Source organism: Sulfurovum aggregans (assembly GCF_055385215.1).
On the sequence record NZ_AP042387.1, the window covers coordinates 1,068,924 to 1,093,770 of the forward strand.

Here is a 24,847-nt window from a genome sequence, read left to right on the forward strand (position 1 = left end):
CTCTGGTTAGGGCTTGATTTTGAAAATGTATATGAAAGATAGTGGTACGCCCATCAGGATTCGAACCTGAGACCTTCGGTACCGCAAACCGATGCTCTATCCAGCTGAGCTATGAGCGCACAAAACAATGTAGGAGCAGAATTTTAGCGAAATTAGCTTTATTTTTCAAGTAGATTCATACTGCCGAACAAATTTAATGCTTTTTCATTTGAAATAAACGTATGATTGTAGGGATGTTCCATCTCTATGGTCTTAAAGTTTTCCAAAGAAAGTCTCTTCTTCAGCTCTTTTGCATGTGTACCGAACAGTATGAGTTCAGGTCTCTCCTTTTCCAGAGAAGCTAAAAGACTTTGTATGAACGGTCGCCATGATCTGACATGTTTTGCAGAACTTTTTTTGTCTGTAAAGATCAATGCTGTATTAAGAAGCAAAACACCATTTTTTTCAAAGTTGACCCTGAGTTCATCAATGGAGCTGATCAGTTCCCTCTTGTCTATCCCGGAGATAGCCTCCTGAGACAGATCTTCCTCTGAAAGATCCCCTCTGGCCAACAATGCCATTTTTACAAAATTTCGTAAACTTGTAGCACGGTTCACCTCTTTGCTTAATCCTTTGTCAGAAAAGATATTTTTTACTTTCCCGTCGATAAAAGCATAGCCGTTTGCACTCTCTTTGCGGGGGTAGGGATCCTGTCCGAACAGGATATACTTTACTTTATGTCTCGGAAGAGTTTTAAATGCATTAAGATACTCTGTCCGGGAAGGGAAATAGCCTCTGTCCTCTTCCAGAAAATCACGATAGGTTCTATCCAGTTTTATATAGGCTTCAGAGAGCAGCACCTCCCAACTTTCATCCAATATGCTATTCATTGACAGGTTGTTCTTTTTTGATCTTGTCAAACTTGATAATAAGCTCTATTCTCTTGACAGGAATACCCAGTTTTTCAGAGATAGCCTCTCTGCTCTCCCCTGCATCTATGAGCTGCATGACCTCTTTATGTGCCGAAAAGTTTTCTATGACATCTTTAACAGCGACCCGCGATGCCTGAAGATTGGAGATCGTTGTATCTTTCACTTCAAGTATCTCCTGCAATACTTTATTCTCTGCCAAAAGCTTTTTATTATTGTTGTAAAGATAAAAAAGTATACCTGTCAACAATAAAAGCAATCCTGAAATAATATATTCCATTTAACTCACCTCCATGATAATGAAAAGGATAAAAACAAAGCCAAGGTATCCGTTCACTGTAAAAAAAGCTTTGTCTATCTTTGTAAAGTCTTTATTGACAAGATAGTGTTCATAAGTTAGCATCACTGCAGCAAAAAGTACTGCACATTGCGCCCATATCCCCATACCTGCATCGATAACAAACCAAGCCCAGAAAACAACTGCCAAGAGATGAAATACCTTTGCAATATTCATTGTATTCTTTGCCCCGAAACGGGAAGGTATGGAATGCAGACCATTGGCTTTGTCAAACTCCATGTCCTGTAAAGAGTAAAGCAGGTCAAATCCCGCTACCCAGAACATCACACCCAGGGCAAGATAGACAGACCATGTCGTTATCTCTCCGGATACTGCTACCACTCCGGCAATAGGGGCAAGTCCCAAACTTACTCCCAATATAAGGTGTGCTGCTGCCGAGAAACGTTTAAACACCGTATAGGCACCCAGGACGATCAATATAGGCACAGAAAGCTGCAGTGCCAACGTATTGATAAAATATGCAACCCCTACAAAAAGCAGTGCATTGACAATGATGAATCCCATCATTTGGACATTGCTTACTCTTCCGTCTACAGAAGGCCTGTTTTTTGTACGGGGATTAAGAATATCAATATCTCTGTCAAGATAACGGTTGACACCCATAGCGAAATTTCTTGCACTTATCGCTGCTAAAGTACCTAAAAAGAGTAACTTCCATCCAAACCAGCCCGAACCACTGTCATGATAGGAAGCTACCAGCATTGCTATAAATATAAAAGGTAAAGAAAAAACAGAGTGCTTAAACATCACCAATTCAGAGAAATGACTTAACTTCTCAACAAAAATATTCCTTTTTAACTCTTTACTCTTCATTCTTCACTCTTCACTATCTACGGGTGTGGGATTTTAAGCTGACTGTTCAAAGACCAGGCAATAGCTATAACCAAGCCACCGATCGCATAACTGTTACCTATAATATCATAACTGAAAAGCAGATAGAGTATCCAGAGCAGTATCGCACCCAAAGGTGTCGGTACCCCTACAAAATATTTGGCAGCTTCTCCTACTTCTACTTTAATATTAAATTCGATCAGTCTTCTCAGTCCGGAAACAATATAGAAAATAAAGATAAGCCCCAGGATCAACTCTTCCATACCTGAGCTCTCTTTTGTAATGGCATAGTAAAGCAGAAAAGAGGGCATGACAACAAAGGAGATAAAATCAGCATAACTGTCTACCTGTATCCCGAATTCTGTGGAGAGATTATATTTTCTTGCTACTTTACCATCGGCAATATCCAATGCTCCGGCGATCCATGCTAAAATAATAGCAGTAAAAAAATCACCATGTACAATAAAATGTATCGCTATTATTCCGGCTGCAATATTACCAAAGGTGATAAGATTGGCAATATTAAAACGGTTATTCTTGTCAAAAAGGCCCATTACTTCTCCAAAAAAACATTTATCACATTTTACCCTCTTAACACTTAACGCTTATCTCTTAACACTCAGTATGGTATGATTACGCTATGAATACTATGCAACAATTAGCCCTTATCGGTCCGACTGCATCAGGGAAAACAGCACTCTCCATCAAAGTGGCACAAAAAATGAATGCCTATATCCTCTCGATTGACTCACTCTCCATTTATAAAGGCATAGATATTGTTTCAGCAAAGCCTGGAGTGGAAGAGAGACAGGGGATTGAACATTTTGGAATGGACTGTCTCTACCCTGATGAGAATTTTGATGTCACAACTTTTATCAAACTTTATCATGAGGTTCACAGCAAAGCATCCCGAGAAGGAAAGAATCTTGTTATCGTAGGCGGAACTAGCTTCTACCTTAAAATGCTGATTGAAGGCATCAGTACACTCCCTGACATCTCAGAAAATACAAAAAACCAAACAAAAGAGTATTTGAAAGATCTGAACAGCACCTACCAGTGGCTCTATAATCTGGATCCGGAATACATGGGAAAAATAGCATCCAACGACCCTTACCGCATAGAAAAAGCTTTACATATCTATCTTGAAACTTCTCTTTTACCTACAGAATATTTCAGACAGTTTCCTCCACAGCCGACGATCACAGATCCTCTGCCTGTCTACCAAATAGATATCGGAAGAGACATACTCAGAGAACGTATTGCATTGCGTACATCAATAATGATAGAAGAGGGTCTTATCGATGAGATATCTGCTTTGGAAAAAAAATATACACGTAAACCCCACTGTATGAAAGCCATAGGGGTCAAAGAGACATTGGCTTATTTAGATGGTATCTATACAAAAAAAGAACTTTCAGCAAAGATCACGACCAATACTGCACGACTTGCCAAAAGACAAAAAACATTTAACAATTCCCAGTTTGAGAATGTGGTAAAAGGCAGTGTGGAAGAGTTGGAGAAATTGTTACTTAATTAAGATCAAGTAACAGTCACCTGCTACTCATTCCCTACTATCTGCTGCCTGGTTTTAGTATCCGCTTGCGCTTATCATATAGTAAAGATAAGAGATCAGTGGCTGTACATAGAAGATCGCTGCTACTGTTGCAACTGTAGCCAGACCAACTACTGCCATCAGTGGCTTGGAGAGGTTGTAGTAGATCGTATCGACATCTTTTACCGGATCTTTCAGGAACATATACACGATCAGTTTCAGATAATAGTATGCTGCAATAGCCGAGTTCAGACCCATCACGATCGCTAGCCATATATAGCCTGAATTTACTGCAGCCTGCATCACATAGATCTTACCCCAAAAAACAGAGAATGGCGGTACCCCTGCAAGAGAGAGCATAAACAGACCCATGATGACCGCACCTACCGGCATAATTTGAATGAACCCTGCAAACTTTTCATAAGGGTGGTCATATCTTTTACTAAATCTTCTATGTTTATGCCGGGAGATCCATAGCATAGTAAATGCTCCCAGGTTAGTGAACATAAAGAGTGCATAATAAAGGAAGATCGCTGTCGTCCCTTCTGTAGTATCAAGAGCCAAAGCTGCCACGATGAAACCTGCATGGGAGATAGATGAGTATGCCAGCATACGTTTGACATCTTCCTGCACCAATGCCATAATGTTCGCAAGTGTCATCGTAAGTACTGCAAGTACCAGGATAATGATCCTTACCCATTCAACTCCGAGATCAATATACATACCGAAAATTCTAACAGAAACAACAAATGCTGCTATTTTCGGGACAACGGACATATACCCGGCCAATGGTGCAGAAGCTCCCTCGTAAACGTCCGGTGCCCATGTATGGAACGGGAAGAGTGACAGTTTAAAGGCAAATGCTACAAGCAGCAATACAGATGAACCAAAGATAGCGATCATCAATCCTGTTTCATCCAAACGCGTTGCAAGCACTTCCGATATCTTGTAAAGCTCAATAGATCCAGTCATACCATAGATCACTGCTGAACCCATTGCATAGAATGCTGCCGCAAGTGCACCCATTGTAAAGTATTTTACTGCTGCTTCATAAGAGTTGCTTCTGTTGTGCAATGCTATCAGTGTGTAAAGTGAAAGTGACGCTGTTTCGATCCCTACAAAAATAAGAATGAGATTGTCACTTGCTGCCATGAACTGGAATCCTGCGATCATGAACAAAAAGAGTGCAAAGAATTCAGGATAGGAATACTCATGGAATCTTTTTGAAGTCAATGCCAATGGAATGAATATCATAGATCCTACAATGATCATCAATTGAGAGATAATAGAGATACCATCAATAAGCATTACATCAAAGAAGCCACGTTCATTGACATTAAGGCCCAATACCGCACCAAAATCAATAAAAAGAATCAGAAGCGTTAACATAACATACAAAGACTTATGTAATTTATCATTGATAAGATCAAGGATCAAAATAATCAATCCGCCTGCAATGGCAATCAGCATAGGTGCAAGTGTGATAAGGTTTAGACTCTCTAAACTTACATTAATTGGCTCTAACATTACTTCACCTCCCCAGTTTTTGTAACAGATCTGGCTACTTGTATCATATCTTTAGCCTCTTGAGTAATCGCCTTTTCATCCATAAAAGTCAACATTGCTTTTACAGAATTATCAATAGGATCCAATACCGGTTTAGGATAAACACCCAACCAGACCACAATAATAACCAATGGTACCAGTGACCATGTCTCTTTAGCATCAAGGTCTTTCAGTGTTTTGTTCGCTTCATTCGTAACAGGACCGAAAAAACTCTTTTTATATACAGTAAGCATATAGACCGCACCGATAATAATAGAGGTTCCTGCCAAAATAGTCATGATCGGTGATACGTGATAAAAACCAAGAAGGACAAGGAATTCTCCGACAAATCCGATAGTCAAAGGCAATCCAACTGCTGCCATAAGCATGATACCGAATATCACAGCATACTTCGGCATGACCGAAGCCAATCCGCCAAACTCACTCATAAGCTTCGTATGTCTTCTGTCATAGATCACACCTACAAGCATGAACAGTGCACCCGATACAATACCGTGTGAAAGCATCTGGAAAACAGATCCTCCTATACCCTCTGCATTCATTGCAAAAATACCAAGCATAATGATACCCATATGTGATACGGAAGAGTATGCGATTACCTGTTTTATATCTTTTTGCGCATAGGCTACCATTGCTGTATAGATGATCATAATAATGGAGATCACAGCAATAGGTGTGATCATCATTACAGATGCATCAGGGAACATCGGAAGAGAGAATCTTACAAATCCGTAAGTTCCCATCTTAAGCAGTACAGCGGCAAGTATTACTGAACCGATAGTCGGTGCCTGTCCGTGTGCATAAGGCAACCAGGTATGGAACGGGAACATTGGTACCTTGATCGCAAAACCAAAGAAAAATGCTGCAAAAAGCCAGAGCTGATAATCAACCGGCAAGACAAGTGCATACCAATCTGTAATAGCAAAACTCCATACCCCTGTAAGGTTATGATATACATAAGCAACAAATAGCATACCTACAAGCATAATAAGTGATCCTGCAAAAGTGTAGAGGAAGAACTTAATAGAGGCATAGACTCTCAACGGCCCACCCCATGCACCAATGATATAGAGCATCGGAACCAATGAAAGTTCCCAATAGAGATAGAAAATGATCGCATCAAGCGCTACGAAGACACCGATCATGGTCATCTCCAGGAAAAGAAGCGTGATGATCATGTTCTTAATGTTCTCTGTAATGCTCATACTCACCATACCGATCAGTGTCATCAATGTCGCCATGATAATAATGAACAGAGATATACCATCAACACCCAGATAATAACTTACCCCGAAATCCGGGATCAAAGGGATCATCTCTACAAATTGCATACCTGCATTCGAAGTATCGAAACTGAACCATAACCATAAAGAAAGCAGAAACTCTATGGCTGCTACTGTAATACCATATGCTCTGGCACTCTCTTTATGTACAACAAACCCCAACAACCCTGCGATCGCCGGGAAAAATACTAATACACTTAAAATATTATCCATCTATCTTCTCCTTAACCTAGCACCGCTGAAACCGCTGCAACTACCAAGAGCAACACTGCACCAACAGCCATCCAATTTAGATAGTTTGAAAGGTTACCTGTTTGCATCTTTCTTGAGCCATCACCACTTTTATAAATAAATTTAGCAATACCGTCTACTGTGGCATCTACTATTTTCATGTCTACACTTTTCCACATCATTTCTGAAATCATCGCATAAGGTTTGGAGATAAATTCTGCATACAACTGCGGGATATAATATTGATTTGCAAGAAGCTTATAAATAAAGCTGTTCTCAAGCTTTTCATCTCTTTTAAGTCCTTTGGCATATTTTTTATATGCCAATAATATACCGCCTACTGCAAATACTAGGACTATAAGCCCCAGGATCCATGCAATATGATGAGTATGTTCACTCATATGATATTCCGGCAGGAGTCTGGTTACAAAATGTTCGAAACTTCCCATACCAAAACCGGCTATCACTGCCAGGATCGCCAGTGGAGACATAGCAACAAGTACAAATTTGTACATTTCATGCGGATGAATACCGAATGCTTTATATCTTTCATCACCTTCAAAGGTCAGGAATACCTGTCTGAAACTGTAGAATGCTGTCATTCCTGCTGTGATAACTAGAATTGCCCAAAGTACCAATGTACCTTCATTATAAGCTGTCTCAATAATGGCATCTTTTGAGAAGAATCCTGCAAAGAACGGAATACCTGCCAATGCCAAAGATGCGAGACCCATATAGATATAAGTCCACTTCATCGCTTTTTTCAATCCACCCATCTTAAAGATATCAAGCTCATCATGCATAGCATGCATCACGTTACCTGCCCCCAGGAAGAGAAGTGCTTTAAAGAACGCATGTGCCGCAAGGTGGAACAATGCGATCCAGTATGCACCGAGGCCTGCTGCTGCGAACATATATCCCAACTGGGAAAGTGTAGAGAATGCAATGATTCTTTTAAGATCTCTGTTCACCAGTGCCATCGAAGCTGCAAAAAATGCTACGAATGTACCAAGTGCCGCAATAAAGAAACTCACTTCAGGTGTCATGGCGAAAAGAGGATTTGCTCTAATCACGAGGAAAACCCCTGCTGTTACCATGGTAGCTGCGTGAATCAATGCAGAAACAGGTGTAGGGCCTTCCATCGCATCTGTAAGCCATGTATGAAGCGGGAATTGAGCTGATTTACCCATCGCACCAATAAAGAGTGCAACGGCTGCAGCATTAAGAATACTTCCGCTTAAATTAGGCAATGCCGAAAAAACAACATCATATTGAAGACTTCCTACATTCCAATAGAGTATAAAAAGTCCTACCAACATACCAAGGTCGGCAATACGGTTCATAATGAATGCTTCATTTGCTGCCCATGATGGAGAGATAGAGGGGTTCTCTTCTCTTGAAACATCCTCTTTATGGTACCAGAAACCGATAAGTAACCAGGAACAAACACCCACGCCTTCCCAACCGATAAAGAGGCCGGCAAAGTTATCACTCATGACCAGGATCATCATAGAGAAAACGAATGCAGAGAGATAAGAAAAGAATCTATTGAAACTCTTATCATGATCCATGTATCCGATAGAATAAATATGAACCACTGTAGAAACCAAAGTAACCACGGTCATCATTGTTACAGAGACTTGATCTACAAGGAATCCGAACGGAATCGTTAAGTCACCCGCAGAGATCCACTCCATCATTGTTACATGTATGGATGTACCTGTAGTATAGACATAAAATGCCAACATTGCTGAAGCTACGAAAGAGATAAAAAGCAGTGAAGATGCTATTATCCCTACAAATGTCTGTCTAGGACTCATTCCAAAAAGAGCTGAGAACATTGAACTTGCAAATGGAGCAAAAAGTGCTATATATACTAAATTTTCCATCATTACCCCTTCATACTTGCAAGATCATCAAGATCAAGACTACCGTATTTTTTATACAATACGATCAAAATACCAAGTCCGACTGCCACTTCACTTGCTGCAATAGCAATGATGAAGAATGCAAACATTTGACCAGTCAGGTCATTATAATAGTGTGAGATCGCTGCAAATGCTATATTCACTGCATTGAGCATTACCTCTGTTGCGAAGAAAAGCATCAAAAGATTTCTTCTTCTCAATACACCCATTAATCCTATAGAAAAAATCAGTGCTGAGACGATAAGGTAGTGAGAAAGACCTATCATTTTGCATCCTTTTGTGTCAAGATTTCATCATCTGCAGCCATATCTTCGGTGAGACTCTGATCCATTTTTTTACCAGCAAGGATGATCCCTGCGATCATTGCTACAAGCAGCATTACCGCTGCTACCTCAAACGGGACGAGATACTTTGTAAAAAGTACGATCCCTACATCCTGCGCATTTCCTACACCTGCATGCATAGGATAAAGTGCCTGAACTGCATCACTGTGAATCGGTGCCGCGAACATTAAAACCAGGACCAATGCACTTAAACCGCCAAGTAAAAATACCAGTCCCGGATTTGTATTTTTTTCTTTAATGTCTCTTGTCGCATCAAAGAACATCATTGCAAATGAGTAGAGTGCCATGATCGCACCTACATAAACAATGAGTTGGACCACTCCCAGGAAATCTGCACCCAGGATAAAGAAAAATCCTGAGATAAGTACCATTCCTGCTGCCAATGATGTCATTGCATAAAGCACATTCTTACTCATGACTGTAATAAGGAAAAGTCCTATTGTCAAAGCCGAAAATAGATAAAAGGCTACTATTTCATACATATCTACTCCTCCTAATACGCCAGTGGCGTTTTTTTAATATTGTCATCAGCATTTGGAGACACGGCACCAAATCCATCATACTCTTGTTGCAGGTTAAGCTGATCTATAGGCGTCAACATATCTTCAAAGAGTGAAAAGCTTGCTCTCTGCTCAGAAGCATTCTCATATCTCGGTCCATGTACGATAGCAAGTTCCGGACACACTTCTGCACAATATCCACAGAAGATACAACGACCGAAGTTGATCGTATATTCACTGACCTCTTTACGCTGGTTCTCATCATATCTTGTCTCCATAGTAATACAGTTTGAGATACAGATCTTTTCACAAAGTCCGCATCCGATACATCTGTAGTGGCCACTCTCAAGCAGTCTGAGCATATCATGGATAGCTCTATACCGTGGAGAGATAGGAAGTTTCTCAAACGGATACTTCACTGTATGCATCTGCCCGCGGAAAAGTGCATTGATCATCTCTCTGAGTGTAACCCAAAGTCCTATAAACAGTTCACCTTTAAAGGTTCTGTTGACTACCTGTTTAAACTTATCCAAACCATGCGTAGGTGTTTCACCCAAGTCAAGTGTTTTGTAGTTCTGTGTCCCTACATTTCTATTTTTAAATTGTTCTAAACCCATACTTTCTCCTTACACCATCATCACAAAACCAGTGATCACTACATTGATCACTGCAATTGGCATCAAGACTTTCCAACAGAGCCACATCAACTGGTCCGGTCTTACATGCGGCCATGCTGCTCTTACCCATAACATCAAGAAGAAGAAGAATCCGACTTTCAAGACAATTGTAAGCCAACCAAGCGTACCTTCACTGTACCCGCCAAGGAATACGATCGCTGCAATGATAGAGATCGTGATCATGTTGGCATACTCACCGATGAAGAACATCCCCCATCTCATACCCGAATATTCAGTTGCATATCCTGATACAACTTCTGCTTCATGCTCAAGCAGATCGAACGGTGTTCTGTTCGTCTCTGCAAATCCTGCGATAAGGAAAAGGATAAATGCTACAGGCTGTTGCCAAATGAGCCATGACCCGATCCCTGCTGATTGTGCATTATTGAAGTCTACAAATGAAAGTGAACCAACAATCATAATAGGTGCCAAGATAGAAAGTCCTGTAACTACTTCATAACTCAAGAACTGTACTGCTGTTCTTGCTGCACCGATGATACCCCATTTATTTGCCTGTGACATACCTGCCAACAAAGGACCGTAAAGTCCAGATGCCATCATACCCAGTACAAATAGAATACCGATATTCAGGTCTGCTGCGATAGAAGGTACAAATGTACCGCCTAATAACGGAATGAACTCAGGAATAGTAAAATCCGGGAACACAGGTACTGCCGCCAATGCAATAAATGCTGTTGCCGCAGTAATGATCGGTGCTATCATGAAGATGAATTTATTTGCATTTTGTGGAACAATATCTTCTTTGGTAAAAAGTTTGATCCCGTCTGCTGCAAGCTGTAGCAAACCATAAGGTCCTACGTGCATAGGCCCTAACCTTCTTTGCATAAATGCAAGTACCTTTCTTTCGATGAATGTACCAAATCCAGCAATGGCAGAGATCACTGCCAGGATGATAATGGCTTTGATAAGCACACCTGCTGCTGTAACTTCCGGTAAATTTTCTACGAGTGTTGTTTCCATATTTACACCTTTCTCATTGTTACTGTTTTATATCTGGACTCACCAAAGAGGCCATACACATCTTTCGCACTTTTAAAGTCAGAAAGTTTTGTGATATCACCTTTGATCTTATCGTCAATGATCACATCTGCGATAATACTTCCATTCTCAAATACGATTTCTACCTTGTTACCCAGCTTTTCCGCTTTTTCTGTACTGGCATAAAGTCCAAACGGTTCAAATATCTCATGTGCTTTATCCGTGAAGTCACTAAATTGTCTTCCCGGATTACATCTGTAAACGATCTCTCCCTCAAGGGCTGATGCTTCATCAAACTTTTCAACTGCAGGCATTTTTGCTTTTCTGCTGGATGTTTTTAAAAGATAACCGCGGTTCTCTGTACCATCATTATTGTATCCATTGGGCAGGCTGTCGAACTTCACTGATTTATATCCTTTGGATACAGGAAGTTTCTCTGTCCAGTCAATTGTTTCTTCCGGTGCACCGATCAATGCATCAACAATATCATTAAGCTCGTACCCGCCATACTCCAAGGCTGCATTGGTAGGTACAACTCTTTTTGACATGTTGGTGAGTGTACCCTCTTGCTGGTTCATTGCCGGCATATCAAGGTCACCGTCTCCAAGGGCAGAGAGTCTGAAATCACCATTTTCATTGTATCCGACAGTATATCCTTCTGCTTCATCATCAAGATCACAGATAAGTGCAACACCCAATGCATTTGACTTAGGTGGAGCCATGACTACATCGATCTCTGACGTCTGTTCAATCAAAGCAATGAGTTTTGCAAGATTCTCTGCCTTGTCATGATAGTAGAAATCTTCACCGATCATCATAGAGAAAGACTCTTTTTTCTTCATCATTTTTGCAAATACTTCTTCAAACTTCTCAGAGTTACCGCCTAAAAGATCCACTAAGCCATTACGTTCGATGGTGATCTCTTTCTCTACCATCTCCGGCACTTTCTTAGTAACTTCTTTCTCTTCGCCTGTCTCTTCATCTTTTACCATTTCAGTGACATCTTTCATCACCTTTTCTTTAATGGTCTTCTTTTCAGAACTTTTGAAGCTTGCAATGTATTCTTTAACATCATCAGGAAGTTTCTCTTTATCTGCAAACAGGTCCAATACAAGATAAAGCGCTGCTTCTTCAAGTCCCGGTTTATGCGTAAAACACTCTACATTTTTACCAAATGAAGGGATCAGTGTGTCCCCTACCGGATGGAAGTAAAGTCCTGCACCTTTGTTCATCTTCTGAACATTGTTAAATGCATATTTGAGTCCCGGGCTGTCATTTCTAAGTGCAGTACCTACAGCGATCACAAAATCACTCTTTTTCATCACTGCATCTGTATCTGTTGTGTAAAATCTATTGCCTGATGCTTTTTGATAATATGTCAAAAACTTCTGGAAAGCTCTTACTTCAGGATTATAAAGTTTGATCCCCATTTTCTCTTTAAGCGTCTGAAGCATCAGTGCCTCTTCATTGGTGATCACAGAATTAAAACGAATGGTTTGGGCTTTTTTGAATGCTTCTACCGCTTTCTCGAAGGCCTGCTCATCTTTTACTACGTCTCTGTTCTCAAAATCATAGGCAAAACGTGCAGCTCCATCAAGTGATACATAGTTCCACTCATTGGTAACACGATAGATCTTTTCACTTCTGTCTTCAATAGAAGTCGGCTTCACTTCATAGTAAATCTGGAATCCGTCAGAAGAGTGTGCAGATACGGCAGGTACTCTTTTCAGATCCCAGGCATTTGAAGTATATTGGAAATCCCTGCTTACCAATGCTCCTACAGGACACACAGCTGCACACTCACCACAATCTGAACAATCAGTGAATTCTGTACCGTTACTTGGTGCAATCACAGATTTTTGAAGCTTGTTCCACATTGCGTAAGCATCTTTAGGCATAGTCTCTTTAAAGCCTTTATCGAGAGCTTCCCCGCCTCTTTTGACTGTAGTCAATGCTGCATCACCTATCATATCTTTACAGACGGTTGTACAGCGTTCACATACAATACAAAGCCCTGCATCATAATGCAGTACCGAACTCCAGTTCGTTATTTCTCTTTTCGTATCCGGGATCATGTATGACTGGGAATCAACCCCCAGTTCCAGTGTATAGTTCTGAAGTTCACACTCTCCACTCTTGTCACATACACCACACTGAAGCGGGTGATTGACATCATACACTTCCATGATCGCACGACGCTCTTCAAGGATATTTGGTGTATCAACCGTGATCTCCATACCCTCTTTTACTTTTGCATTACATGCATATACCTGTTTCCCGTCAGCTTCTACAAGACAGAGACGACACGCCAGTGTTGGCGAACATCTTGTCAAGTAACATATAGCCGGAATAAAAACGTCATTGGCACGTGCTGCATTAAGAATATATTCCCCCTCTTTAACTGCAAATTCTTTACCATCAATTTTAATATTGACTGTACTCATATTATTTCCCTGCCCTTTCAAAATCTAACCTGCTAAATCTATAAGAGGATAACAAAGCCCCACTTAATCCCATATCAAAAGTGGGATTAAGTGCTATGGTTCCTTTCATAGATGTATCAATCTTAAACACACGATCAAAGTTTACCCCATCGATGGTATAAGAGATATTCTCTCCATCCTGAAGTTTTGTTGCCATTGCAAATTGTTGTGAGCCTAATAAAAATGCTTCTGTTTTCAAAGATCCACACTTCTGCGTAAATGCAGAAAACTGCTCTGCCGGATTGCAGTGATATATGACTGCACCATCAAAACCGTCTATCTCTGAAACCTCTTCCAATACTCTGTTCACAGAAGTTTTCATACTTTTTAACAAGTATCCTCTGTGTTCATTCCCCACACTGTCAAAGTAATCCGGCAAGCTATCAAACTCCTGCGCTTCAAACCCTCTGTCTACAGGCAGCTCTTTTGTATAATCTATTGTATATTCTGCATTTAAGCCTAAACTATTTGCAATATCATTCAATACATATCCCCCATACGGTAATGCAACATTCATCGGTACGACACGTTTATCTATCGTTGTGAGCGTTCCCTCCTGTTGATTCATTGCCGGCATATCCAGATCTCCGTCTCCAAGCGCAGAGAGAGTAAAATCCGCCGGAGCATTATATCCGACTGTTTTCCCTTCTGCTTCATCGTCCAGGTCACAGATCAGTGATACACCCATCGCATTACCCGCAGGAGGTACACAAACTACGTTAAAGCCTGCATACTGTTCAAGCAATGCGATCAGTTTTGCAATTTGCACTGCTCTTGGATGGGCATAAAGATCAGCACCGACCACCAATGAAAAACCGGATTTTTTGATCAATGATTTTCGTAATGCATCAACTTCCTCTTCACCGATGTTGCTCTCTGCACTTAAGTTACCGATATCCAGATCATCCAGGAATTCTCTGATCGATTTAGGGACTTCAACATCTCTGAGTAAAGTATCAACCAGAAGTGCTGCTGCACCCTCTTCGCTTCCTGCTTCATATTTGATGAACTGTGTGACAATATTTTGTATCTCAGTATCTTCCAATGGATGCATATAAGCTACTCTGGCACTATGCCATTTACTTGCCATATTGATATGGTATTTCACTGTAGGACTGTCATCATTGACCTTTGTCCCCAAAATGATGACCGCTCTTGATTCAGAGATCTTTTTAAGTGTACCGGAATAAAGGCTTTTGCCTGTTATCGTACTGTAGGCTTGCATGAATTTCTGATAATTCCTGGCTTCATGCGATACAAGCTTATATCCTTTTTTCTCTTTCAGTTTTTGAAGGATCAGGGCTTCTTCATTGGAGATCTGACTGCCAAAAATAATACTCTCTGCCGTTTCAAATGCTTGAACCGCCTTCCTGAATGCTTCTTTGTCTTTTGTAACATTTTCATTGGCATAATCAAAACCATATCTTCCCGCACCACAAAGATTTGAGAATTCAAAGGCATTGGTCACACGGTAGATCCTGTTATTTTTCACTTCATAGGTCATCTGGCAACCGCCGCCACAATGTGGGCAGGCACTTGGTATCTTTTCAAGTTCCCAGGCATTACTTGTATACTTAAAGTTCGTATCTACCAATGCTCCCACAGGGCATACAGCTGCTGCTTCACCCAAAGAAGCATAATTCTTCTCTTTTTTCACATTAATGATCGTGGAAGAGTATCCGCCAAACTTTAACTGAAGTGCTTCGTCTCCTGTGATCTCTGTAGAGACCCTCACACACTTTTCACACATGATGCAGAGTGCAGGGTCATAAGATACATGCCCCCAGTTCTCTACAGGCCTGTGCTGGTCGCGCGCAGTAAAGGATTGTTCTTCTAAACCAAACTCCATCGTTTTATTTTGAAGCTCACACTCCCCACTCTTGTCACACACACCACACTCTAATGGGTGATTTACATTATAGAGTTTCATGATGTTTTGGCGCTCTTTATTGAGTCCATCATTCTGTGTATTGATCACTGCACCGTCAGTTGCTTTCTCCTGGCATGAGAGGATCATGCCGTCAACACCCTCTACATCAACCATACACATACGGCATGAACCTATGGGCTGTACTTTAGTCAGATAACACATGGTCGGTATATAAATACCATTCTCTCTAGCAATATCCAGGATCGTTTTCCCAAAGGTACTTTTACATGTTTTGCCATCAATGGTAACGGTGATCTCTTTCCCTTTATGTATAGAATTATGTATACCCATATTACACCGCCACCATTGAGATATAGTAACAACGCATGCAACGTTCAGCTTCAGCCATGGCTTCTTCACCTGTAAAACCAAGGTTCACTTCTCTGTTATTCGTTCTACGCTCATCTACACCGAGTTTTTCACTCTCTGCCCGTGGAAGCCCGGGCATCCAACCGGTGACCTTCTCATTTTTATCATAGACTTTGAGTTTTGCCAAATGGTCTTCCATGATCTCATCATCTGACAATGTACACTTGCCATCATAGATATAACGGCTGATCACGGATGCAGCTCTTCTTGCCTGTCCTACAGCATTCACAATGGTCATCGGTCCATATTCGCAGTCACCCGCAGCAAAAAGCCCCGGACGGGATGTCATATAGTCTTTACCATTGGTGAGAAGTGTATTCCAGCTTGTAAGTTCGATATTCCACTCTTCCGGTATGATCTGCAGATCGGCTGCCTGTGAAACCGCAGGGATCAGATAATCACATTCGATCTCAAAATCTCCATCTTCTATCTTTACAAGCTGTGCTCTGCCGCCATCCGGATCCGGAACAAGTTCAAATCGGTTGACTTTAAGTTTGGTGATATTTTCACCATCATCATAGATCTCTTCGATCGCAGAGTGAAAAATAAACTCAACACCTTCTTCAACTGCTTCATGATACTCTTCATAGGTCGTATTGCGGATAATCGTTTTTTCATCACGGCGGTAAAGCATGATCACTTTTTTAGCCCCTTCACGGATGGAACATCTTACAACATCCATAGAAGTAAATCCACCTCCTACACATACAACGACTTTGTCTTTAAGCTCATTAGATGCCGGTGAACCTATCTTATACTTATGCCACAAATTGACCTTGTCAAGCATATCTATCGCACCCCAGTAACCACCCATTTTCGGGTTTTCATTGTTCGCACGCACTTTCTTGGAAAGCCTTGTACCAAAACCAAGCAGTGTTGCATCATACTCGGCATCTATCTCTTTAAGACGTTCTGCATCAACTCTATGGTTGTTTGTAATACTTACTGCTTCCATTTCAAGTACAAGATCGATATCTTTTTGGTATTTGCCGATAGGCATACGATACTCAGGTACACCTACGGCTACTTCACCGCCGTTTACCGGCAATTCTTCAAAGATATCTACTTTGATCCCCTCAAGTGCCAAATAATACGCAGCGGTCAGGCCTGCAGGCCCTGCACCGATGATCGCCACTTTCTTACCATCATTTCTTAATGGTTTAGGCTCTTTGGGATGTAACCAAGACAGGTCATGATCTGTTTCATAATCCGCACCCAAACGCTTAAGTTCCATAATAGAGATAGGTTCATCAAGGTTCGCACGGCGACAGGCATCTTCACACGGGTGTGGGCAGACACGGCCGCAGGTATGTGCCAGTGGCATCGTCTGTCTGGTTGCCGCCAAAGAGTCTGTAAACACCATGTCTCTTACACCCTCGATATATGCAGGGATGTCAACATGTGCCGGACACATATCGGTACATGGTGCCGTTACCTTAGCGATATAGGAAGTATCACCTCCATAATGTTTAGAAGGCATTTGACCATCAATACATCTGTCAAACTGATCCTTGTAGTGCTCCATCAGGTCCAGAATAGGTTTAGGTACTGTTTTCCCGATCTCGCACTTAGAGGTAGTCATCATTGTCTGAGAGATCTCTTTCAAGTGTGCAATATCATCATGCGAACCTTCACCTCGAGCGATTTTGTCGAGTAAATCATAAAGGATCCTACCACCCCATCTACCTGGAGCACAACGTCCACATGCCTCTGAATACTCTTGGTACTGTGCAGCATACTGTGACGCTAACTCAACAGCATCAATATCTTCATCAAAGATGGCAACACCATCCCAGCCGATAAATGCTTTAGAGTTTGTATCTCCATAATAGGTTTCAGGCAGTTTAAACCCTGATTTACCCCACTCTTGGGATGATTTACCGCGATTATCGATAAATTCATCCCTCCAAGTAGAGAATACGATACCTGACATTATTTGGCCTTCTCTTCTGTCTCAGCTTCAGCTTCCTGGGCTGCTGCTTCTATTTTCTCTACTCTGGCTTTTCTGGTCTCTTCATCTACTTTTTTCACCACAATGGTCCAATCTACTTCATTGAACTTCAATGAGTTCATCAAATCATGTCCTGTGGCTCTTATGACATCAGCACTCTTTTGAATAGAAGAAAAATCCCCTACTTCAAAAAGGAATATTCCTACTTCACCGACCTTGATACCTTTATCAATAAGTTCGACCATTCTGTCATAAAAATCATCTTTTAAATGTCTTAAATCATATCTTTTCATTATATATTTGTCCTCCTGCCTACGCGGCTACACTTTGTTCCGACCGCTTCGGTTTCAAACCTAAAAAAGTGAAACTCCTCACCTTTTCTAACGGTTCTCATCTGTCAACTTCACCGAATACGATATTGGTAGTACCAATGATCGTAACAACATCTGCTATATAAGTACCTACAAGAATCTCCTGAAGCAATCCTGTATGGAAGAAACTCGGTGCTCTACACTTCAGTCTGTAAGCATACGGCTCACCTTCTGATTTGATATAGAAACCAAGTTCACCTTTTGGTGACTCAGTTGGGACATAAACTTCACCTTTTGGCGGTCTCATCCCTTGTGTCACAAGTACGAAGTGCTGCATTAATGCATAGTTCTGTGTCATGATCTCTTCTTTTGGTGCAGAGATATATTGTGGTGCATGTGCCATCAACTGTGGTTCGGTCTTCGCATACATAGGAATAAGCTGTTCCAAGATCCTTACGGATTGTCTCATCTCTTCCATATAGAGTCTGTAACGACCATAAGAATCACATCTGTCACTTACAGGAATATCAAAATCAAGCTCCGAATAAAGCTCATACGGTTCCTCTTTTCTGATATCATACTTCACGCCGGAACCTCTGAGCATTGGTCCTGTACAGCCCCATGAAAGAGCATCTTCTGCTGAGATAACCCCAACATTTTCCAAACGCATCTTCCAAATACGGTTTTCCGTTAAAAGTGCTTCATACGTATGTTCTACTTCATGATTCACTTTCGCACAAAATGACGCCAACTTTTCTACCCAACCTGCAGGAAGATCAAGAGGTACACCACCGATACGTACTGAAGAGTGGGTCAATCTTGCTCCACAGTAATCTTCCATTAAGTCCATCGCAAATTCACGTTCACGGAATGCATAAAGGAAGACTGACATTGCACCAACATCAAGTGCATGTGTTGCAATAAAGAAGAGGTGGGAGATGATCCTGTTGAGTTCCAGCAACATAGTTCTGATAACCTGTGCTCTTCTTGGTGCTTCTATACCAAGTAACTTTTCTACTGCCAATGCATACGCATAGTTATTGGATGTAGATGCGATATAGTCCAATCTGTCTGTTGTAGGCAGAAACTCATTATAGGTCATATTCTCAGCCATTTTCTCGATACCTCTATGAAGGTAACCGATATCCGGATAAGCTTTTACGACCTGTTCACCATCCAGTTCAAGTACCAGTCTGAGCTGACCGTGTGCCGAAGGGTGCTGAGGACCGAAGTTGATGACCATTGTGTTGTCATCACGCTCAAAATTGAGGTTTTCAAAAAATGGCGTTAATTTATTGACTTGTTGCATACTCTCCCCTTATCTTCTCTCATCTAATTGTTTAGATGATTTCGTATAATCAACTAAAACTGTTTCACTATATTCTATAGGGTTCTCTTTTTCACCCTCAGAGATATCCGCTCCAAATGGTACTTCATATCCTACTCTTGAGAAACGTTTTGTATCGTATCTGTCAATACGTGACGGATCTCTGTTCTCAGGTCCTATCACATCTCTGTACTCTTTACCGAAGATCTTATCTACCTCATACCATGAAGCAAACTCATCTCCGATCATCGGATACGTTTTAAGAAGCGGGTGTCCTTCCCAGTCATCAGGCATAAGGATACGCTTGAGGAAAGGATGGTTATTTACTTTAATACCGAACATATCGAACATTTCACGCTCTGCAAAGTTCGCAGATTTGAAAAGTGGTGTAATACTCTCTATAGCTTCACCTTTTTTAAGACGGCATACCACTCTTACTCTTTTTGCTTCATGAATGTTAAGCAGTTGGTAAAAGAGCTCAAATTCGCCATCCTGTGCCAGATAATCCACAGCACTCTGCTCGGAACATTGGGTATAGCCACACTTCTCTTTCAGTATAGTCATGATCTCAACATTCTTTTTTGCATCTATATGTACTACCAGCTGTCCTACCTCAACATAAGACTCTTTTGCTTTTCTTCCCAAAGCCTTTACAACATCCGCAAAATGACTTCCTTCCGCTACTTCTTCTCTGGCTACACGAGGTGCTACCCAAAATCTGTCTGTATAGTATGATTTGCCCTGAACATTGTCTTTTGGAGTATATTTTCTCATTACACTAACCTCAAGTTTTGTTTTGTATTGTTATTCATATTTGCTGACTCTCTTCTGATCTTCTTTTGAAGCATCATCAATGCATACTGAAGAGTTTCAGGTCTTGGGGCACAACCTGGAAGATAGATATCTACCGGGATAATACGGTCAACCCCCTGTACAGTTGCATAAGTATTGAACATACCACCTGTATTTGCACATGAACCCATAGAGATGACCCATTTAGGCTCTGTCATCTGATCATACAGTCTTCTTGCAAACTCTGAGTGCTTTTTAGAGAGCGTTCCTGCAAGGATCATCACATCTGCCTGTCTTGGAGAGGCTCTAAAGATGGTCCCCATTCTGTCAAAGTCATAACGTGATGCTCCTGATGCCATCATTTCGATCGCACAACATGCGAGTCCATAGGTAAGCGGCCAAAGGGAGTTCGAACGCCCCCAGTTCACGAGTTTGTCTACCGAAGTCAATGCTATCGGCAAGCCTGCTGCTGAGGCGTAATTTACTTGATGCTGTGCCATTCAAGTGCTCCTTTCTTCCATGCATATACGAAACCAATCGTAAGTAGTAATATAAATAGTATCATTTCCACAAAACCGAACCAACCCAGCAGTTTAAAGTCGATCGCCCACGGGAACATAAAGATGATCTCTACATCAAACAAGATGAACAGAAGCGCTATCAGGTAAAATTGTGCAGAGATGGTATTTGGTTGTTTTGTTACCTCCGGTCCACACTCATAAATGGTAAGTTTTAGCTTTTCTGTGTCCAGTTTGGCCAGTTTTCTACTAATAAAACGAGCCGCTATAAGCGTTGCAGGAAAAGCAACAGCTGTCAGTGCAAATAAAACAAATACACCAAAATACGGATGTTCTGTAATTACATGAGTCATATTAATCCCTTAAAGTTTATTCTTTTTGACAATCCCCTCTTTTAGCCCCATTTACATATGTGCAGAGAATTCTCAGAATATTACTCCTATATTAACTGAAACATAGTTAAAAAAGTTTTGGCTTGATTTTCTTTAAAAGGTTTGTTGATACGGATGTAACTATGTGAAACAGAAAAAAGTGCTACAATGTCAAAAAATATTATCAGGACAGGGAATGAAGAATTTTACAAATATACTTTACTGGATCGCTATGGTGGGTTTGGTCGTTTACTTTTCCTACACCAAAGGATGGATATTCGCCAACTTTGAATCCATTACTGCCAAACAGGCACAAGAATTACTGCAAGATGACCAAAATGTAACACTTTTGGATGTAAGGACCGTAAAAGAGTTCAAATCCGGTCACCTGAGGAATGCAAAACTTATTCCCCTGAGTGAACTGGAAAAAAACCTGGATAAACTTCAGGCAGACAAACACAAAAAGATCATCGTCTACTGCCGCAGCGGGAACCGAAGTGTCTCAGCTTCGCGTATTTTAGAAAAAAACGGGTTCACCCCGCTCAACGTAAAGCAGGGTATCATCGGACTTATGGGCGTGAATATGGAGATCGTGAAGTAGGTTTACTTTTTAGAAAATCCGCTTTTCTTTACTATTTTCTTTTCATCAGAGAGAAGCTTTCTCTCTACTTTTTTCACATCTTCTTCGGGAGCTAGATTTTCAGGAGTGATACCACGAGAAACCAATGTCTCTCTTACTGCTTTATTGTTTACAATATGTTCCGCTGAAATTTCTCTCTCACTTCTCATCTTATTTTCTTTTGCATTAAAAATGGTAATTTCAGTGGCAAAATCTTTTGCTTTTAAAAGTATTGTAGGCATAAAGTCAGCTAGAGGTTTATTGCCAGTATTCCATTTATCTTTCATCTGTTGTGTACTTTTATTGAACAGTGCACGGTCACCTTTACTTCGGATGAGAGCAAAATTTTGATTGCCTCCTGTTTGTTCATAGATGACTTGAGATAGTTCTTTTTCTGTACCTTTGAGTTTATGTCTGGCTTGGACTCTCTCATATTCCAATATTTTTTGCTCTATGAGTTCTGCTTTTCTTGTTTGCATAGCAAAATAGGTTTGGGCAAAAGCTATCTCTTTTTTGCTACTGTCACCATTTTGAGCTATAAGGTAACAGGCATACCTTGTAAGCATAATGTCGTCTACTTCTTTTGTCGCTCCCTTGGGCATTTGTATCGTTTTCCCGATGTCAGCAAAATGATCCTCTATCTCTTGTCCTGAGAGTTCACAAGCTGTTCTTGCTTTCAAGATGACATTTTTAAAATTGTCCCATTTGCTATAGCCTAAAAGCTGCTGTAAATCTCGTGCCAACCAAAACTCTATGCCCTCTTCTGTCTTATGAGAAAATGACTCAAAATTATTCGTGAGTGAATGTATGATTTGTATTTCCAAAACGTCCATCCTTTAATATTTTAGAAAGTATGACACACTATTCTCTATAAATGTAAAAATATGTCAAATTGTCATGTTTTTATTTCCCACGCATTATCTTCGGCATAGGTATGTAATTCTTTTAAAGTTTTATTGAATCCACTTCTTAAATATATATTATACTCAGGAGCAATATCATCAGGTAGTTTCATTATTAGTTCTATAGTTTTAGAAAACTCTTCTAATCCCATAATTGTATTTAATACAATATAGGCAACTAAAGATTTAACCGAACCAAGATTATTCTTTAAAACATTTTTATCATCCCAAAAATGTAATTCACTAAAATGATTATTTTCTATTGACAACGAAAACCCTTCATCTCCAACAAATATATCAAAACTTTGTCCACTATGTGAAATTTTGTCTCGATATGACCTTAACCAAGAAAAAAACTCTCCTTGATTAAAATAAAATTTTGCTAATTCACTAGGAATTTTATGTCTAGTCATCAACTCATTAATTGTTAATAATTTATTATTCAATTTAATAACACTATTAAAACTGGTTTTACAATTTTTTGAAAAATTCTTTTTTATTTGTTTTTTGTCAATATATTCAAATCTATTCCATATGACATTTATTAACTCTTGGAGTAAATCATAAAGGCTTCTTGATACTTTAAAAATATACTCCAATTCTGTTGCTACATATTTTGATAGAATAACAGAATCAATTTTATCCCGCATTGTATGAAATAAATTAATTTTTTCTATACTTGCTGATAAATTTTGAATGTCATCTAAAATATAGGAAATAAATTTTGATTTCTCTTTAAAATTAACTTTTTTTAACATAACATTGAAGAAAATCAATTTTAAATCATATTCTAATATAGGTTGTTTCGCAAAATACAAACCATCTATAAGATCAACTATTTTCATTCTAATAAAATTATTATTTGCACGAACATACTTTTCCCATTGATTATTTCTATATACTGGAAACAAGGGAATTGTTCTATCTTGTAAATCAATTTCACTAATTTTTAAATGAGTAAGAGTTTTAAAATTAACCTTAGCCATCATCTTCCCTCCACCACAGCAATCTCCTCTTCACCCAATCCATACAGTTCATACACCGTCATATCTATCTCTTTATCAGTAGCATCTATTTGAGCTTGTAACTCTAAGAGCTCTTTTTGGTAACTCTCAAAATACTCTTCCCATTCGTCTTATTCTTTGAGGCTTAGCTTGACCTTTTTCTTTTTGAGTTCAGCTAGAAAGGTTTTGAAGTCATGTTCATAAAAGGCTTCTAGTTTTTTGCTGAGTTTTTCTAGGTCGAAGTTGTCTTTGGTGTTTTTCAAGTAATTTCGGAATACAGAGTTTTGAAAAAGGGTCATGGTGTTGCACCTAATATAATTTAGTTTGAAATATTATAGCATATGTGGTCGGTGAAGCGACCCTACGTGTTGAATGTATTTTAAATATTCTCTTTACTTTGTTTTCGGTCGGTGAATCGGACACTACGTTGTTTTTTGATTGTTTATGGTCGGTGAACCGACCCTACGAAAAAAATTAATACAATTCACGTAGGGTCGATTTATCGACCACTCTTATGTATACGTTTAAATGATGAATATTGCCAATCGGCTGATTTATTTACCCATCCATGTTTCACTGGATTATTATACATATACACAACCTTTTCTTGAAAATCTTTTTCATCTCTAATTGTATGTTCATAATACTTCTTCTGCCATACAGGTTTATAACCTTCTTTGGTTCTACTTTTTGATTGTTCCGAATGTGCATAATATTTTGGATCACAATATTTTGAGAAATACTGTTTGATCGTTCTGACAATATGAGGATAATCACTTGCATAAGTTGGTGTGATGATCATATGTAAATGATCCGGAAGCACTACAATTTCATTAATTCTATAGTTGTATTGTATTTTACTTACACGAAAACTCTCTCTTAGCAGTATAATATTTTCAATAAGAATAGGGTTTCGATGATGAGTTACAATGGTTAAATAGTAGCTGTATCCATCTTCAAATACTCTTTTATAATTTGCCATATTTCATTATAGTATGAAACTATATTTTATGTTAAAAAAATGTCAAATTGTCATATTTTTGATTTATTTTGAATGTATATTGTGGTCGGTGAACCGACCCTACGGGAATTG

25 protein-coding genes and 1 tRNA gene are annotated in these 24,847 nt (G+C 39.9%); 2 read left to right on the forward strand and 24 right to left on the reverse strand.

From position 1 onward, the window contains the following. Nucleotides 1–42 precede the first annotated feature (42 nt). From ACZ48W_RS05290 to ACZ48W_RS05310, 5 genes are all read right to left on the reverse strand, one after another. Nucleotides 43–119, reverse strand: a tRNA-Arg gene (locus tag ACZ48W_RS05290). A 39-nt stretch (nucleotides 120–158) separates the two neighbouring features. Continuing rightward, nucleotides 159–869, reverse strand: coding sequence for a uracil-DNA glycosylase family protein (locus ACZ48W_RS05295; RefSeq protein WP_464830323.1), 711 nt, complete (start codon nucleotides 867–869; stop codon nucleotides 159–161). Continuing rightward, a complete protein-coding gene (locus ACZ48W_RS05300; protein WP_464830324.1) occupies nucleotides 862–1,188 on the reverse strand; it encodes a sigma-70 family RNA polymerase sigma factor in 327 nt (108 codons plus the stop codon). The genes ACZ48W_RS05295 and ACZ48W_RS05300 overlap by 8 nt, the downstream gene beginning before the upstream one ends. Further along, a complete protein-coding gene (mqnP, locus tag ACZ48W_RS05305; protein ID WP_464830325.1) occupies nucleotides 1,189–2,079 on the reverse strand; it encodes a menaquinone biosynthesis prenyltransferase MqnP in 891 nt (296 codons plus the stop codon). A 17-nt stretch (nucleotides 2,080–2,096) separates the two neighbouring features. Continuing rightward, nucleotides 2,097–2,651, reverse strand: a complete 555-nt coding sequence (locus tag ACZ48W_RS05310; RefSeq protein WP_464830327.1) for a CDP-alcohol phosphatidyltransferase family protein — start codon at nucleotides 2,649–2,651, stop codon at nucleotides 2,097–2,099. Nucleotides 2,652–2,746: 95 nt separating this feature from the next. Here ACZ48W_RS05310 and miaA point away from each other — a divergent pair, with 95 nt between their 5' ends. Then, a complete protein-coding gene (miaA, locus tag ACZ48W_RS05315) occupies nucleotides 2,747–3,634 on the forward strand; it encodes a tRNA (adenosine(37)-N6)-dimethylallyltransferase MiaA (RefSeq protein WP_464830328.1) in 888 nt (295 codons plus the stop codon). 51 nt (nucleotides 3,635–3,685) lie between these two features. On the opposite strand, the gene nuoN is transcribed toward miaA, so the two are convergent. The 15 genes from nuoN to ACZ48W_RS05390 all read right to left on the reverse strand — a co-directional run bounded on the left by nuoN (nucleotide 3,686) and on the right by ACZ48W_RS05390 (nucleotide 21,211). After that, complete coding sequence (gene nuoN / locus ACZ48W_RS05320) at nucleotides 3,686–5,176, reverse strand: NADH-quinone oxidoreductase subunit NuoN (protein WP_464830329.1); 1,491 nt, start codon at nucleotides 5,174–5,176, stop codon at nucleotides 3,686–3,688. After that, nucleotides 5,176–6,711: an NADH-quinone oxidoreductase subunit M gene (locus tag ACZ48W_RS05325; RefSeq protein ID WP_464830330.1), complete on the reverse strand. Its 1,536-nt coding sequence runs from the start codon at nucleotides 6,709–6,711 to the stop codon at nucleotides 5,176–5,178. The genes nuoN and ACZ48W_RS05325 overlap by 1 nt, the downstream gene beginning before the upstream one ends. 11 nt (nucleotides 6,712–6,722) lie before the next feature. Further along, nucleotides 6,723–8,618 (reverse strand): NADH-quinone oxidoreductase subunit L, encoded by a 1,896-nt coding sequence (gene nuoL, locus ACZ48W_RS05330; protein WP_464830331.1) that lies wholly within the window; start codon nucleotides 8,616–8,618, stop codon nucleotides 6,723–6,725. Nucleotides 8,619–8,620: 2 nt separating this feature from the next. Next, nucleotides 8,621–8,923, reverse strand: coding sequence for an NADH-quinone oxidoreductase subunit NuoK (gene nuoK / locus ACZ48W_RS05335; RefSeq protein ID WP_464830332.1), 303 nt, complete (start codon nucleotides 8,921–8,923; stop codon nucleotides 8,621–8,623). Further along, on the reverse strand, nucleotides 8,920–9,483 hold the full coding sequence (locus tag ACZ48W_RS05340; RefSeq protein ID WP_464830333.1) for an NADH-quinone oxidoreductase subunit J: 564 nt from the start codon (nucleotides 9,481–9,483) through the stop codon (nucleotides 8,920–8,922). Before ACZ48W_RS05340 ends, nuoK begins: the two co-directional genes overlap by 4 nt. 11 nt (nucleotides 9,484–9,494) lie before the next feature. Beyond that, complete coding sequence (nuoI, locus tag ACZ48W_RS05345) at nucleotides 9,495–10,118, reverse strand: NADH-quinone oxidoreductase subunit NuoI (protein WP_464830334.1); 624 nt, start codon at nucleotides 10,116–10,118, stop codon at nucleotides 9,495–9,497. A gap of 9 nt (nucleotides 10,119–10,127) precedes the next feature. Further along, on the reverse strand, nucleotides 10,128–11,159 hold the full coding sequence (nuoH, locus tag ACZ48W_RS05350; protein ID WP_464830335.1) for an NADH-quinone oxidoreductase subunit NuoH: 1,032 nt from the start codon (nucleotides 11,157–11,159) through the stop codon (nucleotides 10,128–10,130). A gap of 2 nt (nucleotides 11,160–11,161) precedes the next feature. Then, nucleotides 11,162–13,621 carry an NADH-quinone oxidoreductase subunit G gene (locus ACZ48W_RS05355; RefSeq protein ID WP_464830336.1) on the reverse strand — a complete coding sequence of 820 codons (2,460 nt, stop codon included), beginning with the start codon at nucleotides 13,619–13,621 and terminating at the stop codon, nucleotides 11,162–11,164. A 1-nt stretch (nucleotide 13,622) separates the two neighbouring features. Beyond that, entirely contained in the window at nucleotides 13,623–15,881 is a 2,259-nt protein-coding gene (locus ACZ48W_RS05360; protein ID WP_464830338.1) for a 2Fe-2S iron-sulfur cluster-binding protein, read from the reverse strand. A 1-nt stretch (nucleotide 15,882) separates the two neighbouring features. After that, nucleotides 15,883–17,892 carry an FAD-dependent oxidoreductase gene (locus ACZ48W_RS05365; RefSeq protein WP_464830339.1) on the reverse strand — a complete coding sequence of 670 codons (2,010 nt, stop codon included), beginning with the start codon at nucleotides 17,890–17,892 and terminating at the stop codon, nucleotides 15,883–15,885. Next, complete coding sequence (locus tag ACZ48W_RS05370; RefSeq protein ID WP_464830341.1) at nucleotides 17,892–18,203, reverse strand: NADH-ubiquinone oxidoreductase subunit E family protein; 312 nt, start codon at nucleotides 18,201–18,203, stop codon at nucleotides 17,892–17,894. The genes ACZ48W_RS05365 and ACZ48W_RS05370 overlap by 1 nt, the downstream gene beginning before the upstream one ends. A 97-nt stretch (nucleotides 18,204–18,300) precedes the next feature. Further along, a complete protein-coding gene (gene nuoD, locus ACZ48W_RS05375; RefSeq protein ID WP_464830342.1) occupies nucleotides 18,301–19,530 on the reverse strand; it encodes an NADH dehydrogenase (quinone) subunit D in 1,230 nt (409 codons plus the stop codon). A gap of 9 nt (nucleotides 19,531–19,539) precedes the next feature. Continuing rightward, nucleotides 19,540–20,322, reverse strand: a complete 783-nt coding sequence (locus ACZ48W_RS05380; protein WP_464830343.1) for an NADH-quinone oxidoreductase subunit C — start codon at nucleotides 20,320–20,322, stop codon at nucleotides 19,540–19,542. After that, nucleotides 20,322–20,840, reverse strand: coding sequence for a NuoB/complex I 20 kDa subunit family protein (locus ACZ48W_RS05385; RefSeq protein WP_012084008.1), 519 nt, complete (start codon nucleotides 20,838–20,840; stop codon nucleotides 20,322–20,324). The genes ACZ48W_RS05380 and ACZ48W_RS05385 overlap by 1 nt, the downstream gene beginning before the upstream one ends. Then, complete coding sequence (locus ACZ48W_RS05390) at nucleotides 20,822–21,211, reverse strand: NAD(P)H-quinone oxidoreductase subunit 3 (protein ID WP_464830344.1); 390 nt, start codon at nucleotides 21,209–21,211, stop codon at nucleotides 20,822–20,824. The genes ACZ48W_RS05385 and ACZ48W_RS05390 overlap by 19 nt, the downstream gene beginning before the upstream one ends. 214 nt (nucleotides 21,212–21,425) lie before the next feature. Between ACZ48W_RS05390 and ACZ48W_RS05395 the strand changes: the two genes are divergently transcribed. After that, nucleotides 21,426–21,830 (forward strand): rhodanese-like domain-containing protein, encoded by a 405-nt coding sequence (locus tag ACZ48W_RS05395; protein ID WP_464830345.1) that lies wholly within the window; start codon nucleotides 21,426–21,428, stop codon nucleotides 21,828–21,830. Nucleotides 21,831–21,832: 2 nt separating this feature from the next. On the opposite strand, the gene dinD is transcribed toward ACZ48W_RS05395, so the two are convergent. The 4 genes from dinD to ACZ48W_RS05415 form a co-directional block, all read right to left on the reverse strand. Continuing rightward, the gene (gene dinD / locus ACZ48W_RS05400) at nucleotides 21,833–22,672 is read right to left on the reverse strand and encodes a DNA damage-inducible protein D (protein WP_464830346.1); all 840 of its coding nucleotides are present in this window, start codon (nucleotides 22,670–22,672) and stop codon (nucleotides 21,833–21,835) included. Between the two features lie 71 nt (nucleotides 22,673–22,743). Beyond that, nucleotides 22,744–23,736 carry a hypothetical protein gene (locus ACZ48W_RS05405; protein WP_464830347.1) on the reverse strand — a complete coding sequence of 331 codons (993 nt, stop codon included), beginning with the start codon at nucleotides 23,734–23,736 and terminating at the stop codon, nucleotides 22,744–22,746. A 149-nt stretch (nucleotides 23,737–23,885) separates the two neighbouring features. After that, entirely contained in the window at nucleotides 23,886–24,053 is a 168-nt protein-coding gene (locus ACZ48W_RS05410) for a hypothetical protein (RefSeq protein WP_464830348.1), read from the reverse strand. A gap of 200 nt (nucleotides 24,054–24,253) precedes the next feature. Then, the gene (locus ACZ48W_RS05415) at nucleotides 24,254–24,736 is read right to left on the reverse strand and encodes an REP-associated tyrosine transposase (protein WP_464830349.1); all 483 of its coding nucleotides are present in this window, start codon (nucleotides 24,734–24,736) and stop codon (nucleotides 24,254–24,256) included. Nucleotides 24,737–24,847 lie beyond the last annotated feature (111 nt).